Source organism: Alteriqipengyuania flavescens, from assembly GCF_030406725.1.
Lineage (GTDB): Bacteria > Pseudomonadota > Alphaproteobacteria > Sphingomonadales > Sphingomonadaceae > Alteriqipengyuania_B > Alteriqipengyuania_B flavescens.
Genome location: NZ_CP129107.1, coordinates 1,042,026 through 1,055,803 on the forward strand (window position 1 = coordinate 1,042,026; position 13,778 = coordinate 1,055,803).

Consider the following 13,778-nt stretch of genomic DNA (forward strand, 5'->3'; position numbering starts at 1 on the left):
TCAGTTCCGCGGCTTCAGCAGCTGCCTGCGCCTGTCCTCCGGCACTCTGCACTGCTCGAGCAGCGTCTCGAAGGTCACCTTGCCCCCGTCCGCGCTCGGCGCGTGGTCGGACTTGTAGCTCAGGCCCGGGGTCAGCCTCGGCGGACCCGCAAGGAAGGCGTTGAGCTCGCCGACCCCGGTGCGAAGGCCACGCGCCAGGTCCGCCAGGAAGCCGGCCGGGACGGTGGCGATGTCCACCGTCCGGGAGCGGAAGCCTTGTATGACGCTACTGGGGACGTCGAGCGAGCGCCTAAGGGTGACGAGTTCGTCGGAGGCGACCGCGGCGAACGGATCGGCTCCTTGTGCTGCCGGGCGTGCCGGCGCCGCGGCATGAAAATCCGCCAGCGATGCCTCGATCCAAGCCTCGTCGACGGGCTCCGAGACATCTACGGTCGCGCGCTGGAGCCGCAGCTCCATCGACAGGTCAATCAGGTCCTCGGCAAGTTCGGGGTAGAGGCGCAGGTATCGTTCCAGCGTGCCCAGATCGTGCTCCGGTTCGACGGCGAATGCCATCAGGATCTCCTCGGCGTCATGGTAGGATTGATCAGTCATTCCGGCTTCCGATCCCGAGTTGCTCCCGCATAGTCGCGATGGCGGCGTCGCGTCTGTTGCGAACGGTCTTCTCCGACTTCACGCCAAGGACCTTGCGTATGGTGAGCACATCGTCGTCGATCGAATCGATGGGCATGCGTTGGAGGAGCATCTCGATAACTCTGCGTTGCTTGTCTGGTAGCGTTCTGATCGCCTTCGCGACCTTGAACCGGTAATTCGGGTCGTCGGAAAGCAACTCCTGTTGGACGTCGAGGCTACCGACAGCCTTCTCCACCGCGATCGATGGTTCGCCGCTCTCCTCGTCGTCGATGGCGTCCCTCCTCGCCATCTGCCGTCGCGCCCGGCCCATCGAGGTCTTGCGCAACGCGGCGACCGCGCTCGAGAACATGACTTCGAAGTAGTCGAGCGCGGATCCAGGAGCCGCACGATCCTCCACCAGCCTGAGCCTGAAGATGTCGCGCACGCGATCCCGTGCGTCTGCCCCGTCGACGTTCTCAGGACCGCCGGCCCGCTCGCCCTCGACGCGGGGAAGGGCGGACGCCAAACGCCGCATGAGTTCTCGGTATAGTTCATTGAAATACCGCTCATCGTTGTCGTCACGAGTGGCACGGATCAAATAAACAATGCACTCTGATTGCACGTGGTTTGGCGAGGTGGGGTCTCGCACCTTCAGCCTTTCGAGGATCTCATCGCGAGATAGGTGGACTAGCGATGTCAGCGCGATCTCAACTTCGACACGTCGAGTGTAGGGAGTGCCGTCCCTTTTCCTCTTGGTGAGCCTTTCTACCTTCCGTGTCTGCAAGATCACCCTCTGAGTTTTTCGCCCGTTCGGCGTTCTACTTTTCCAAATACCCGAATGGTAGGCCGGACTGGACGACTACTCCCACTCAGACTTTGTCGGGCCAATTCATAGAGCGAGGCGGGTCCTAGACCAAGTGGCAATGTCCGGCAGGCGGAAGTTCGACGCCCTCGATAGAGGAGCGGTTCATTGTCTCTTTGTGTCACAAACCAGGTTCAGAATATCCGCTAACGGGGGTCAACACCAGACGCTCCTAAGACTTTGAATAGGGCGCAAAGCTGACGGTGTCACAGCCGAATAAAGGCTGCCCCACACCCGTAGATGATCGTCGGAACACCAAGAGATACCTCAAGCGTCGCGGGGGTAGGATGCACCACTCTCAGTAAGGCTATCCTAGATCAAGGAAGGAAGAGGGGGTGGTGCGCAACAAAGGGTTTTTCTGTCGAGAAACCCAAATGCGCCCACCCCCCTCGAAATAAGATCAGAAAGCCCGGTCTCGCTGTGCAGCTGTCGATGCGTCAAATCAGGATTGGATCGCCGGAGTTGCGGGCCGCAATTGCCGCTGCTCGCAGCGCCCAGAACCTGAAGACGCGTAAGTCAAATGAGCGCGAAGAAAGGATCGCCGAGAGCGCGCGTCGGCGTCGCAAACGGATTTCGGATCGCGAAGCCGAGGCCTTCATGCGGCGCCGGGTGCGAGTTCGTGCCGCACCAGAAGATCGATACCGTGGGTCAAACCGCACACCGCGCAAGCTGACCAACAGGAGCATCAAAGAAGTCTACGCTGGGACCTGGGGCGCCAACTCCCAGCGCGGCGCGGACGGACTGTCTTCGATTCACTTCGACTTCGTGCCGCGTGGCTTTGCGTCAAAGAAAGGCCGCTTTTGGCGCGCCGGTGAAGCAGAGCGTGCCAGTCTCTACATCACCGCGCACGAGAGCTTGGAGGACGGCGAACTCGGCTGGCACAGCAACGTCGCAGATGATCGAAACGAACTTCGCAACTTCTGGCGAGTGCTCGAAGCCGCCGAGAGGCATGATCGCGCAAACGCCAATGTCTACGTCGCCGAGATTATTGAGCTTCCATGCGAGGCTTCCCCGCGCCTTCGTCGGCGGATGGTGAGGCGGATTGCCACCCGGCTTGAGAGACGAGGTCTGGCTTACGTGGCTGCGATCCATAAACCGGACCGAGGCGGGGATCAGCGTAACTTCCATCTGCATCTAATGTATAGCCTGCGTCCTTCCGAACGGATCGCCGCGCACGAATGGGAATTCGGGATCAGCAAGGTCAGCGATATCAATACCGCGGACGGCATCAGAGAGCGAAGGCGCTGTGTGGTTCGCGACATTAATGCGACTCTGCACGCTGCGCATATAGGCAAGCGCTATACCGCCTTGTCGAATGGTGCACGAGGGCTTGAACCTTCCTCCCAAACGAAGGTCGGTCAGAAGAAGACTTGGGCGAAGCGGCGTCTGCTCGCTGCAGAACAGAAGGTTGATGAGATCCATCGGTTACTCGCAATGGCGGCGGATCTTCGTGCGACCGTCGTGAGTGTTCAACAGGCGATCAAAAAAGCGGAGGAGCGCGTTACGTCCAAGCTTCGCAAGAAATCACATGAGATCGCCGAACATGAGCGTCAGCGCGCAACAGTTCTGTCCGAAATGGCGGAAAGGGTCGATCGAGCCAGAACGGCTCGCATGGTCAAACAACACAGCACGCGGGCTTCCGCCGCCTTCGAAGAGATGTTTGCAGGATCCGTTCCGGTGTCTCCCATTGCCAAGGTCCCGCTCAACTCGGAATCCGCAGAGGCGCGCCCTACCATCAGTGACGCTTCCAAATCTGCCCAGCAACTGCCCCAGCCATTGATCAAGGCTATTCCAGCGACCGACAGGCTGGCGCCGGTCCGATCTACTGAAGGCAAAGACTTGGAGCCAAGGGTCGAAGCGACGAGCTCCGTGCGGGCGGCTAATGTCTCTTCTCGATCCGGCAAAGCGCCAGAAGATCCTCGGCTCGTGTCAGTTCAAGAGAGGATTGAGACGCCCCATCATTCAACGGTGAAGCAAGCTCCCAGAAAGGAGCGGAAAGCACTTGCCAGTGGAAACAATAGTGTTCTGGCTAAGGGCGACGCTTTGCAGCCATCATCGAAGGCTCCAACCCTCACTCCGGAAGCCAAGCTAAAAAAGCCGCTGGCTTCGGCTACCCAAAAGTTCGTCTCCTCAAGCACGGATGTGACGAAGGGCAACACATTGTCGTCCGACCATTCACCCGTTTCCGGCATTAGGGCCCAGAAGGACAGAACAGAAATTGCTACAAAGACAGAAATCAACGGCGATGATAGGTCACTCTCACGATCTGAGCACCCCGGATCGGCTTCAGGAAAGTCGCTGACGAAACAAGATTTAGCCGAGATGGCACGTAAGAAGTTGGAAACCAGTGTCGGCGCGAAGCGGAAGGATAATCTGGACGTAAATTACGCACGGCAGGCTGCCGTTAAACGGGCCCAAGCAATCGCGGAGAAGGAAAAGGCGCAGATTGCCCGACCGTCAGGTGGCCTGACGCCGATGGAAGCTCTCGGCTCCAAATCGTCCGCGGTGCCAACTCTGGGTAAGACCGTCGTTCCGCCGACGCGAACCTTGCAAACGAATAGCGAGCCTAACCGGCTAAACAGCGGAGTCGTCTCCGACACTGGTCCGCTCACTCGTAAGCCCGGCGCGGGACCGGCGGCTCCTTCGCATAACGAGCGTGATAAAAAACTTATCGAAGAGCGCGTCCCACCGGAACCTGTTTTCAGCAAGGGGAAAGTTTCGTCGGCGATAGCGGACTGGAAGAGTCCCAAGAAGGGGCACGAACGCTAGCACTCGGAACGACTGTTTCCTCGCATAAGTCCCCGGGGCGCTCTTTCGACATCGGTAAAGGACTTTTGGCCAATCGCCACGCAGCAGTGCGCGTCACCATGTGCTTCGCGGCATAACTGAGCCAGAAAGGCGGAAGCGAAGGATAGTGTCAGAAAGGCGACCGCAAAACTTGCGGTCAGGAAAGCTGGATCGGAGCAAGCGAAGTTGTCCTGAAGATGAAAATTTAGGCAGCCTGATCTGGTCAACGATGGCCGGTGACCCTCCAGTGAAAGCAAATACTATATGTCTAAACATACCTCGCGGCCTTTCCCGCCATGCGAACGGCTGCTCGCAATCCCTTTGATGGAGTTGACTGCCTCAACAGTGGCGACTTGGAATCTACCTGGCCTGCCGAAAGGCACGCTCGACGTCCCCGAATGTCGTCTCGTATTGTGCGGCACCGCAGATGCGGAGCGGAGGGATCTGGCAATGCTGAAAACGTCGGTCGATCGGGACCGCGATATTCTGCTGCTCAGGTTGTTGTCTGGCGAGCGTCCGTGCGAAGCGGACATCGTGCTGTCGTCGCCAGTCGAGCCGATGCTTTTGACTCGAATGCTTCCTTGCCGGTTCGATCACTCGTTTTGGCTCGTTCCGCAGCGGGGTGGGCATTATGTGTCCGTCGGAGAGAACGGTCTTAAGGTTCACTGGCAAGCGCCGACATCGGAAGCTGAGCTGTTTATGGGATGTCAGCGCGCGGATGCTGAAATCGCTCGCTTCCTCAAGGGGGTGTCGTTCTGATGGCCGCCAAGAAACGCAGTCCGCGAGCGAAAGCGGCCAAATCACCGCAGAAGGTCAGTGAGCAAAACCCGCTGAGCTGGCTCTACACCAACCCGCAGGGTTCAACTGATGGTTTCACTTTCGGAGTTCTGCGCAAGACATTTCGAGGGCGGGAGAATTCGGCGCATGAGTTTGGTTGGCGCAAATGCCATGTGGGTGCCCATATCAATGTCGATGATCGTTCAGTCTGGACCCCCAACGTCGAGAAGGTTGAGGTAGTTCTTCCGGCCAAAGCGGACGACCTCCTGAGTGATCCGGACGTCCTGCTACGGCAAGCGGATGAATTCGCGTCTCCCACCGAAGCAGGTCTCCTGACATACGTTACTCTGCCCTTGGGAGATGTGGATCGCCTCCATACGGGTTGGGAGCGAGCGCGTTCTTACGCCGTATCGTTAGCCAACGCTCGTAACGTCGCTTCGGTGGTCATTTTACATTCCCCCGGAGCTATCGGCGCCCCATATCCTTTGCATGCTCATCTTTGTATCGTGCCAAAGGTGCTTACGGGGCTTGGCCTAGCCCACGGAGCATATGATCAGGAGCTGCTTCGCGACGGAGGCCAGGATATCCTTCGCGAATTTTGGGACGACCACCTCGATAAATGCTTGTGACGTGCGCAGATTGGATTGGGAGGATTCGCTTGGACCCACTCTACGCGGACAAGATCTTCTATAAGATCAGCGCTCAACATCAGCGCAATTTGTGGCCGAAGATCCGCATCACTGGAAGCGCAATGTGGTGCAAAGTCTGATGAGGGCTTGCAACAATGTTCGTTCGCAAGTTGTCGCGCCAGACATCATCAATGTTTCGATAATCAGATGTGAGATCGTCGGGCACTATTGATCAAATATGTCGCAGGATGCCGGTCTTGCGGGATATCGTCTGGAAAGAGAGAATTGGAGGCCGCCACTGTCTAGCGGTGGCGGCCTCTTTACTCTTTGAAACCATTATGGCTGCTTTGCGCCCTCATTTCGGCCGTTCTACTCCTTCCCTTTAACGCCCGAAACCGGACGTCCGTTGGGCCCTCACGCTATGGCATGGCGCCCCAGGCTCCCGATGATCTGACACTCGCCGATCTTGTCCGCCTGGCAGGACCGTAACATCTGTCCCAGCTCGTCACGCAGCGCGGAGAGATCGGCGATCTTGCGCTCGACTTCGGCCAGTTGTTGCTGGACCAGCAGGTCGACATCCAGGCACGGCTTTTCGTCGTGATCGGACAGGGCGAGCAGTTCGCGAACCTGTGCCATGCTGAACCCGAGCTCGCGCGCGCGGCGCACGAAGGTAAGTGCCGCCAAATGGTCGGTGGAGTAGTCGCGATAGTTGCTGTCTGTCCGGTCGGCCGCTAGCAGGATTCCTTCGCGCTCGTAGTAACGGATCGTCTCCGCTTTCGTGCCGGTGGCCCTTGCCAGTTCGCCTATACGCATCGCTTGACCTTGTAGTTGCTACAAGGTGCATATGTTCCTGCGACTCGAACGTTGCAAGGAGAGCGGCATGAGCAAGTCCTGCTGTCAGACATCCGAACCCAATGACATTGCGCACAACAATCCACGCTGGCGCCTGATACTCTGGATCGCGCTGATCGCGAACGCAGCGATGTTCGTGGTGGAGATCGTTGCTGGGGTCGCCGCGGACTCGCGTGCACTTCAGGCTGACGCGCTCGACTTCTTCGGCGATGCGGCCAACTATGCGATCAGCCTTGGAGTTGCGAGCCTAGCGCTCTCTTGGCGCACGAAAGCCGCGCTCGTGAAGGCCACAACCATGCTCGCTTTTGGCTTGTGGGTGATCGGCTACGCAATCTACGGCCTGGTCGTAGGGTCGAATCCGGAGCCCCAGACCATGGGTGTGATCGGAACGATGGCGCTGGTGGTCAACGTATTCGTCGCGCTGTTGCTGTTCCGTTACCGCGAAGGCGATTCCAACATGCGATCGGTCTGGATCTGCTCGCGCAATGACGCGATCGGCAACATTGCGGTCCTTGGCGCGGCGTTAGGGGTGTTCGGCACAGAACAAGCATGGCCCGATTTACTTGTGGCGGCGATCATGGCGGGGCTTGCGATCTGGGGCAGCGTCGAAGTCTTCGGCCAGGCACGCCAGGAACTAGCTCATGGATAGGGGTGCAATTCCCAGCAGGGGTGAATTTCTCGCAGAGGAATACCGATGCGCGGACAAAGCCATGGAGGAGCAGAAGTTCGAAGAAGCCTGGCACCATCTGGAGCGGGCTCACGTTGTTGCCCAAGATTGCTTGGGACCGCACTGCGCCTCGCATTGGCGTATGCTTGAGCTTGCGTGGAAGACGCGTGATTGGCGCGAACTTCTCGGTCAGATATTCCGGCTTTCCCTTGCCCCCATAGGAAACATCACCAGCAGACTTCCAACCGGAAACAGTGGCCGTTCGAACGTAAGTGCATTCGCCAGGATGGAAATAGAACCGGAGATGAGGCGTGTGCTTGGTCAATCGCCGTGCGGTAATGATTGCACGCCGAAGAAAACCGATGCGTAAATCGATGGTATTGTTATGAAATCACATTCCACTTGGCGAGATAGTTCTTTCGCAGCCGAGCCTCCGCTGCTACCGGACACCCTATGACCCGGCTTTTCGCCCGCTCCCTCTTGCTTCAGCTAATCACGCTGTGCACTGCATTCGGTGTGCTGTGGGCTCCGGTGGCGGAAGCGGCCGAATGCGCGGGGGAGCCTCCGGTAGCATCGCAGTTCGAGCAACACGACGAGCCCGGCGATGATGATCGTGGCCTGGAGAAGCACGGCGCCTGTGCTCATGGCCATTGCCATCATGCTTCGCAGGCTGTCGGGCGGTCATCTGACGTCTTTGCCTTTGGCTCGGTCATGGGTGCCCTGCGCGCTGGCGACCAGCCCTCTTTTGCGTCCAATTTGACCGAACTGGCAACGCCCCCTCCTCGCGGCTGACGTTCGCCGCGCGTCGGACCTGTTTTCCGATGCCGAACTGAACGTCAGAAGAGGAATACCCATCCATGTTCGCCATATCGTGGCGAGCAGCCCCCCTCTGGGGGCTGATACTCGCCCTGTCCACGGGACCTGTCAGCGCGCAGGACCCGCGTGTCGTCACGCTCGACGACGCCCTTGAACTCAGCGGGGTCGCCGCTGAGGCCGATACCGCCACCACCAACCCCCGCCTCGTGGGGCCCCGCGCTGAAACAGACGCGGCGGTCGCGCTTGTCGATCAAGCCCGTCTCCGGCCTAATCCCGAAGTGTCCTTTGAGGTCGAGAACGTCGCTGGCAGCGGGGCATTCTCGGGTCTCCAGTCTACCGAATATACGCTCTCCGTCGGCCAGCGTTTGGAGCTCGGCGGCAAGCGTTCTGCCCGGGTCGATGCGGCTGAAGCCCAGGCGGAACTCGCATCCCTCAGGGCCGATCTGACCACGGTCGAACTCGGCCAACTGGTGCGCGAGCGATACCTCACAGCTGTTGCCGCAGCTGCCAGGGTCGAACTTGCGCAGGATGTGGTCGCGCGCAATGAAGAACTGGCGCGTATAGCTGGCGTCCTTGTGGAAGTCGGCCGCGAGCCGCCTCTGCGCGCGCTGAGAGCGGATGCAGCCCTCGCCGAAGCGCGCGCACATCTGGTCGAGGCCGAGGCGGAGAGCCTGTCGGCTCGAACTGCGCTCGCCGCTCTATGGGCGGGCGGTGAAGCGCCGCTCGTTCCGGCGGAATTTCCGAATGTTCTTCCGCCCGCCTCCCTAATGGCCGGGGCGACGGAAAGTCTGACCTACAGGGTCGCGCGTGCCGAAAGCACGGCTGCTGCAGCGGAAATTGAGCGGCAGCGAAGTCTGCGTATTCCGGATCCGACAGTCTCCGCGGGCGTGCGGCGCTTCGGGGAAAGCGGCGACAACGCCTTCCTCGTCGGTGTTTCGATCCCGCTTCCCTTTCGGGATCGCAACCAGGGCAACGTTGCGGCTGCCGAGGCTCTTTTGCGTGCAGCGAACGCTCGCGAAGCCGTGGCCCTCGCCGACTACGAGCAGGCGGTCGCCACCGCCCGGGCGAGGTATCTTGGTGCCGAAGCGCGCGTCGACACCCTGTCGCAAACATCGCTCCCGCAGGCGGAGGAGGCGCTGCGCCTCGTGAGCATCGGATATCGCAACGGCCGTTTCCCCCTGATCGAAGTTCTCGCTGCCGCCGAGGCGCGTGACACGATCCGCGAGGCGCTCATCGCCGCCCGCGAACAGAGGGGCCTGGCCGCAGCCGAACTGATCGGGCTGGCCGCACAATGAAAGATACATCCATGACACGCAGAAATCTGGCGATCCTCGTCGGTATCGTAATCGCGATCGGCGCGCTGACGCTGATCTTCTGGCCGACCGCCAAAGTCGACGTCCATACGGAGGAGGAAGCGGAGGCGGAGACACCCGAGGGGGTGGTCACGCTGAGCGAGGAGCAGATCAGCGAGGCCGCGATACAGCTGACCGCCGTGCGGTCTGGCGCCGCTGTCGAGCTCGTCTTCCCGGCGACCGTCGCTGCAAGCCCCACCGCTTCCGCGCGGATCGACGCCCGTGCTTCTGGCGTCGTTCGCTCGGTGGGCAAGACGCTCGGCGACTATGTGTCGCGCGGGGAAACCGTCGCCCGCATCGAAAGCGCGGACGCTGCGGCTCTCGCCTCGCAGCTCAGTGCCGCGCGTGCGCGGGTGGGCGAGCTGTCGGCCGCCTACGAACGCGAACGGCGGTTGTTCGAAGCAAACGTCACCGCCCGCCAGGACCTGGAAGCCGCGCAAGCCAATCTCAGCGTAGCGCGTTCGGAATTGCAACGGGCGCAGGCGGCGGTAGCAGCAGCCGGTGTCAGCGGTGATGGGCGATCGCTGGCAGTCACCTCTCCTCTGGCCGGCAGAATCACCGCGGCACCCATTGTGCTCGGAGCCTTCGTGAACGCCGGCGAGGAGCTTTACAGCGTGGTCGATCCGAACGGGCTTCAGATCGAGGTGGCGCTCCCTTCCGCTGAAGCCTCCCGCATCCAGCCTGGTGACGAGGCCGTGCTGGTCGTCGGCGATGGCCGCGAAATTGGCGCCCGGGTGCGTTCGGTCACGCCTTCTCTCGATCCTGAAAGCCGCAGTGCCACTGCGGTCCTGTCGTTGTCGCGCGGTATTCCTGGCCTTCAGCCGGGCGCGTTTCTCCAGGCGCGGATCAGACCTTCGGGTGAGATCGACCGCGACCGCATCGCGGTGCCGGAGGACGCTATCCAGGTGGTCGAGGGGCGCGATGTCGTTTTTGTCCGGACGAAGACCGGGTTCCAGGCCCGCGAGGTCCAAGTCGGAACTCGGTCTGCGGGCATGGTGACAATTCTCTCCGGCCTCCAGGAGGGATGGCGGATCGCTGTCGCCAACGCCTTCCTGCTCAAGGCCGAACTCGGGAAGGAGGGCGCCGAACATGGTCACTGAGACACGGCCCACGCCCGAGGTGGGAAACCACACCGGTTCGGCCAGCCATCGCCACGGTTTGATCGGGGCTATCCTCGACATCGCCGTGCGGTTCCGCTGGGCGGTCATCGTCCTCACCGTCTTCGCCGCGATCTACGGCGCCATGAACCTTTTGCGCCTGCCGATCGATGCGGTGCCGGACATCACCAACACGCAGGTGCAGATCAACACCAGCGCGCCCGCGCTCTCCCCGTCGCAGGTGGAGACGCAGGTGACATTCCCCATCGAGACCGGGCTTGCCGGGATCGAGGGGCTCGAGATGACCCGCTCGATCTCGCGTAACGGCTTCAGCCAGGTCACCGCGATCTTCGAAGAAGGCACCGACATCTACTTCGCACGGCAACAAGTGAACGAACGGCTAGCCCCGATCGGTGCGTCGCTGCCGGAAGGAGCGGAGCCCACGATGGGACCGATCTCGACCGGCCTGGGCGAGGTGCTCATGTATACGATCGAATACGAGTATCCGGGAGGTCGCGATGCGCCCAAGGGTGGTCGAACAGGCTGGCAGTCGGACAGGAGCTTCATCACCGAACGCGGTGATCGCCTCGACACCGAGGTCGCCAAGGCAGCCTATCTTCGCACGGTGCAGGACTGGGTCGTTGCTCCGCTCATGCGCTCCATCGACGGTGTTGCCGGGGTGGATTCGATCGGCGGCTATGAGAAGCAGTTTCTGGTCCAGCCCGATCCTGCTCGTCTCACCGGCTACGGCCTGTCGTTCGACACCCTGATCGATGCTCTGGAAGCGGCGAACCTCGCCGAAGGCGCCAACTTTGTCGATCGTGCCGGAGAGGCTCTGCTCGTCCGCGTCGATGCGCGGCTTGGGGGCACCCAGGACATCGAACAGGCGGTGGTCGCGACCCGCGAGGGTGTTCCGATCCGGATAGGGGATGTCGCCTCGGTTCGCATCGGCGGCGATCTGCGAACCGGTGCTGCCTCGCTCAATGGAGAGGAGGCGGTCGTGGGCACGGTCCTCATGCGCAGCGGCGAGAACAGCCGCACCGTGGCTGCCGCCTCGGCTGAGCGACTGGAAGAAGTCCGCGCCTCGCTCCCTGCCGGAGTGGTCGCCGAGATCGTCTACAACCGCTCGTCGCTCGTCGATGCGACCATCGCCACGGTCGAGAAGAATCTCGTCGAGGGCGCGCTTCTGGTGATCGCAGTCCTGTTCCTGATGCTCGGCAATATCCGTGCTGCGATCATCGCCGCATTGGTCATTCCGATATCCATGCTGATGGCCGCCGTGGGAATGAACAGGCTTGGAGTCTCCGGCAACCTGATGAGCCTCGGGGCACTGGACTTCGGGCTTATCGTCGATGGCGCCGTTATCATCGTCGAGAACAGCGTCGCGCGGCTCGCCGCCAGGCAGCACCGTGAAGGTAGATTGCTCAGCCTCGGCGAACGGCTGACGGAGACACGGCTGGCTGCACAGGAGATGATCAAGCCGACCGTCTACGGTCAGGCGATCATCCTCTTGGTCTATGCGCCGCTTCTCACCTTCACGGGGGTCGAGGGCAAGACGTTCTCGCCAATGGCCATCACGGTCATGCTGGCACTCGCCTCCGCCTTCGTGCTGTCCCTGACCTTCGTGCCGGCGATGATCGCGGTGCTCCTCAATCGCAAGCTGACCGAGAAGGAGGTCAAGCCCGTTCGGATGGCGAAGGAACGCTATGGCCCGGCAGTGCGCCGCGCCATCGCACGTCCCTGGCCGGTGATCGGTGCGGGCGCCGGACTCTTCGCCGTAGCGGCTTTCGTGTTCACCCTTCTCGGCAGTGAGTTCACACCGCAGCTGGATGAGCGCGACATCGCGGTTCAGTCGCTGCGGATACCGTCGACTTCGCTCGAGCGCTCGCTCGCCATGCAGAGACAGGTGGAGGACAGGCTCGAGACCTTCCCGCAGGTGGAGCTGGTCTTCTCGCGCACCGGCACGGCCGAGGTCGCGAGTGATCCGATGCCGCCGAACGCGTCCGACGCCTACGTGATCTTGAAGCCGCGCGAAGAGTGGCCCGATCCCGACCTGTCGAAGGATGAACTCGTCGCGCAGATGGAGGAGTCGCTCAGCGGTCTGGTGGGCAACCTCTACGAGTTCAGCCAACCCATCGAACTGCGCTTCAACGAGCTGATCGCGGGTGTTCGCGGCGACGTGGCGGTCAAGCTCTACGGAGACGACCTGACCGCACTGACCCGGTCAGCCGGAGAAGTGGCCGAGGTGCTGCGCGGCGTCGAGGGTGCTGCAGACGTCAAGGTCCAGCAGGTCACTGGCTTTCCTACGCTGGACATCGCCTTCGATCGTCCGACGATCGCCCGATACGGTCTGACCGTGGAGGAGGTCGCGCAATCCGTTGCCATCGCGCTGGGTGGTCGGCCAGCGGGGCTGGTATTCGAGGGTGACCGCCGGTTCGATGTCGTCGTGCGGCTCGAGGATGCGACCCGGGACGATTTCGATCAGCTCGGAGCTCTTCCCATAGTCCTCGAAAGCGGGGTCACGGTTCCGCTTCGCACACTGGCGGATTTCCAGGTGGTCGATGGTCTCGCGGAGGTTCGCCGGGAGCAGGGTCGCCGACTGGTGATCGTGTCGGCGAACGTGCGCGAGCGCGATCTCGGCTCGTTCGTCGAGGAGGCTCGCGCAGGCGTCTCCGAGAACGTCGGATTGCCGGCCGCCTCCTTCATCGAATGGGGCGGACAATACCAGAACCTCCAGGCCGCGCAGGCAAGGCTCGCCCTCGTCGTTCCGGTCTGCTTCGCGCTGGTGCTGCTGCTCCTGTTCATGGCGCTCGGCGGATGGGTGCCAGCGCTGGCGGTGTTCAGCGCGATCCCGATGGCGCTGGCAGGCGGGGTCTTCGCGCTTGCCCTACGGGGGATGCCGTTCTCGGTGTCGGCCGCAGTGGGGTTCATCGCCCTATCGGGGGTCGCGGTATTGAATGGCCTCGTGATGATGACCGCGATACGCCAGCGCCTCGACAAGGGAATGCCTCTCGATGAGGCGATCTCCGATGGCGCACTGGCGAGGCTGCGACCGGTGCTGATGACAGCCTTGGTGGCCTCGCTCGGCTTCGTGCCGATGGCCCTTGCGACCGGCACGGGCGCGGAAGTCCAGCGTCCGCTCGCCACTGTCGTGATCGGCGGATTGATTACCGCGACCGCGCTCACGCTCTTCGTCCTGCCCGCGATCGCGCGGCTCGTGCTCAATCGATCGGACGATGAGCGCAGCTGGCGCGAGAAGTGGTGGGATCGCCTGCGTCGAAACGTGACCAGCGACGAGCAGCGCGAACTGACGGACATCGCATGATGGTC

General features: G+C 61.6%; 12 protein-coding genes. 9 read left to right on the forward strand and 3 right to left on the reverse strand.

What is annotated here, in order from left to right; all coding sequences use genetic code 11:
* Together QQW98_RS05515 and QQW98_RS05520 are read right to left on the reverse strand one after the other, a co-directional pair.
* Positions 1–591, reverse strand: a complete 591-nt coding sequence (locus QQW98_RS05515) for a hypothetical protein (protein WP_290136532.1) — start codon at positions 589–591, stop codon at positions 1–3.
* Positions 584–1,393 carry an RNA polymerase sigma factor gene (locus tag QQW98_RS05520; RefSeq protein ID WP_290136533.1) on the reverse strand — a complete coding sequence of 270 codons (810 nt, stop codon included), beginning with the start codon at positions 1,391–1,393 and terminating at the stop codon, positions 584–586. The genes QQW98_RS05515 and QQW98_RS05520 overlap by 8 nt, the downstream gene beginning before the upstream one ends.
* 510 nt (positions 1,394–1,903) lie before the next feature.
* On the opposite strand from QQW98_RS05520, the gene QQW98_RS05525 reads away from it, so the two are divergent.
* From QQW98_RS05525 to QQW98_RS05535, 3 genes are all read left to right on the forward strand, one after another.
* The gene (locus QQW98_RS05525; protein ID WP_290136534.1) at positions 1,904–4,240 is read left to right on the forward strand and encodes a hypothetical protein; all 2,337 of its coding nucleotides are present in this window, start codon (positions 1,904–1,906) and stop codon (positions 4,238–4,240) included.
* 282 nt (positions 4,241–4,522) lie between these two features.
* Positions 4,523–5,017: a hypothetical protein gene (locus tag QQW98_RS05530; RefSeq protein ID WP_290136535.1), complete on the forward strand. Its 495-nt coding sequence runs from the start codon at positions 4,523–4,525 to the stop codon at positions 5,015–5,017.
* Positions 5,017–5,664 (forward strand): hypothetical protein, encoded by a 648-nt coding sequence (locus QQW98_RS05535; protein ID WP_290136536.1) that lies wholly within the window; start codon positions 5,017–5,019, stop codon positions 5,662–5,664. Before QQW98_RS05530 ends, QQW98_RS05535 begins: the two co-directional genes overlap by 1 nt.
* A 414-nt stretch (positions 5,665–6,078) precedes the next feature.
* On the opposite strand, the gene QQW98_RS05540 is transcribed toward QQW98_RS05535, so the two are convergent.
* Positions 6,079–6,477 (reverse strand): MerR family transcriptional regulator, encoded by a 399-nt coding sequence (locus tag QQW98_RS05540; RefSeq protein WP_290136537.1) that lies wholly within the window; start codon positions 6,475–6,477, stop codon positions 6,079–6,081.
* Positions 6,478–6,544: 67 nt separating this feature from the next.
* On the opposite strand from QQW98_RS05540, the gene QQW98_RS05545 reads away from it, so the two are divergent.
* The 6 genes from QQW98_RS05545 (at position 6,545) to QQW98_RS05570 (ending at position 13,773) form a co-directional block, all read left to right on the forward strand.
* Positions 6,545–7,165, forward strand: a complete 621-nt coding sequence (locus tag QQW98_RS05545; RefSeq protein ID WP_290136538.1) for a cation transporter — start codon at positions 6,545–6,547, stop codon at positions 7,163–7,165.
* The gene (locus QQW98_RS05550; RefSeq protein WP_290136539.1) at positions 7,158–7,553 is read left to right on the forward strand and encodes a DUF3703 domain-containing protein; all 396 of its coding nucleotides are present in this window, start codon (positions 7,158–7,160) and stop codon (positions 7,551–7,553) included. Before QQW98_RS05545 ends, QQW98_RS05550 begins: the two co-directional genes overlap by 8 nt.
* Positions 7,554–7,636: 83 nt before the next feature.
* On the forward strand, positions 7,637–7,975 hold the full coding sequence (locus QQW98_RS05555) for a hypothetical protein (protein ID WP_166777743.1): 339 nt from the start codon (positions 7,637–7,639) through the stop codon (positions 7,973–7,975).
* 65 nt (positions 7,976–8,040) lie between these two features.
* The gene (locus QQW98_RS05560) at positions 8,041–9,294 is read left to right on the forward strand and encodes a TolC family protein (protein WP_290136540.1); all 1,254 of its coding nucleotides are present in this window, start codon (positions 8,041–8,043) and stop codon (positions 9,292–9,294) included.
* An 11-nt stretch (positions 9,295–9,305) separates the two neighbouring features.
* Entirely contained in the window at positions 9,306–10,451 is a 1,146-nt protein-coding gene (locus tag QQW98_RS05565) for an efflux RND transporter periplasmic adaptor subunit (protein ID WP_290136541.1), read from the forward strand.
* Between the two features lie 58 nt (positions 10,452–10,509).
* Positions 10,510–13,773, forward strand: coding sequence for an efflux RND transporter permease subunit (locus tag QQW98_RS05570; RefSeq protein WP_290136876.1), 3,264 nt, complete (start codon positions 10,510–10,512; stop codon positions 13,771–13,773).
* The last annotated feature ends 5 nt before the right edge of the window (positions 13,774–13,778 follow it).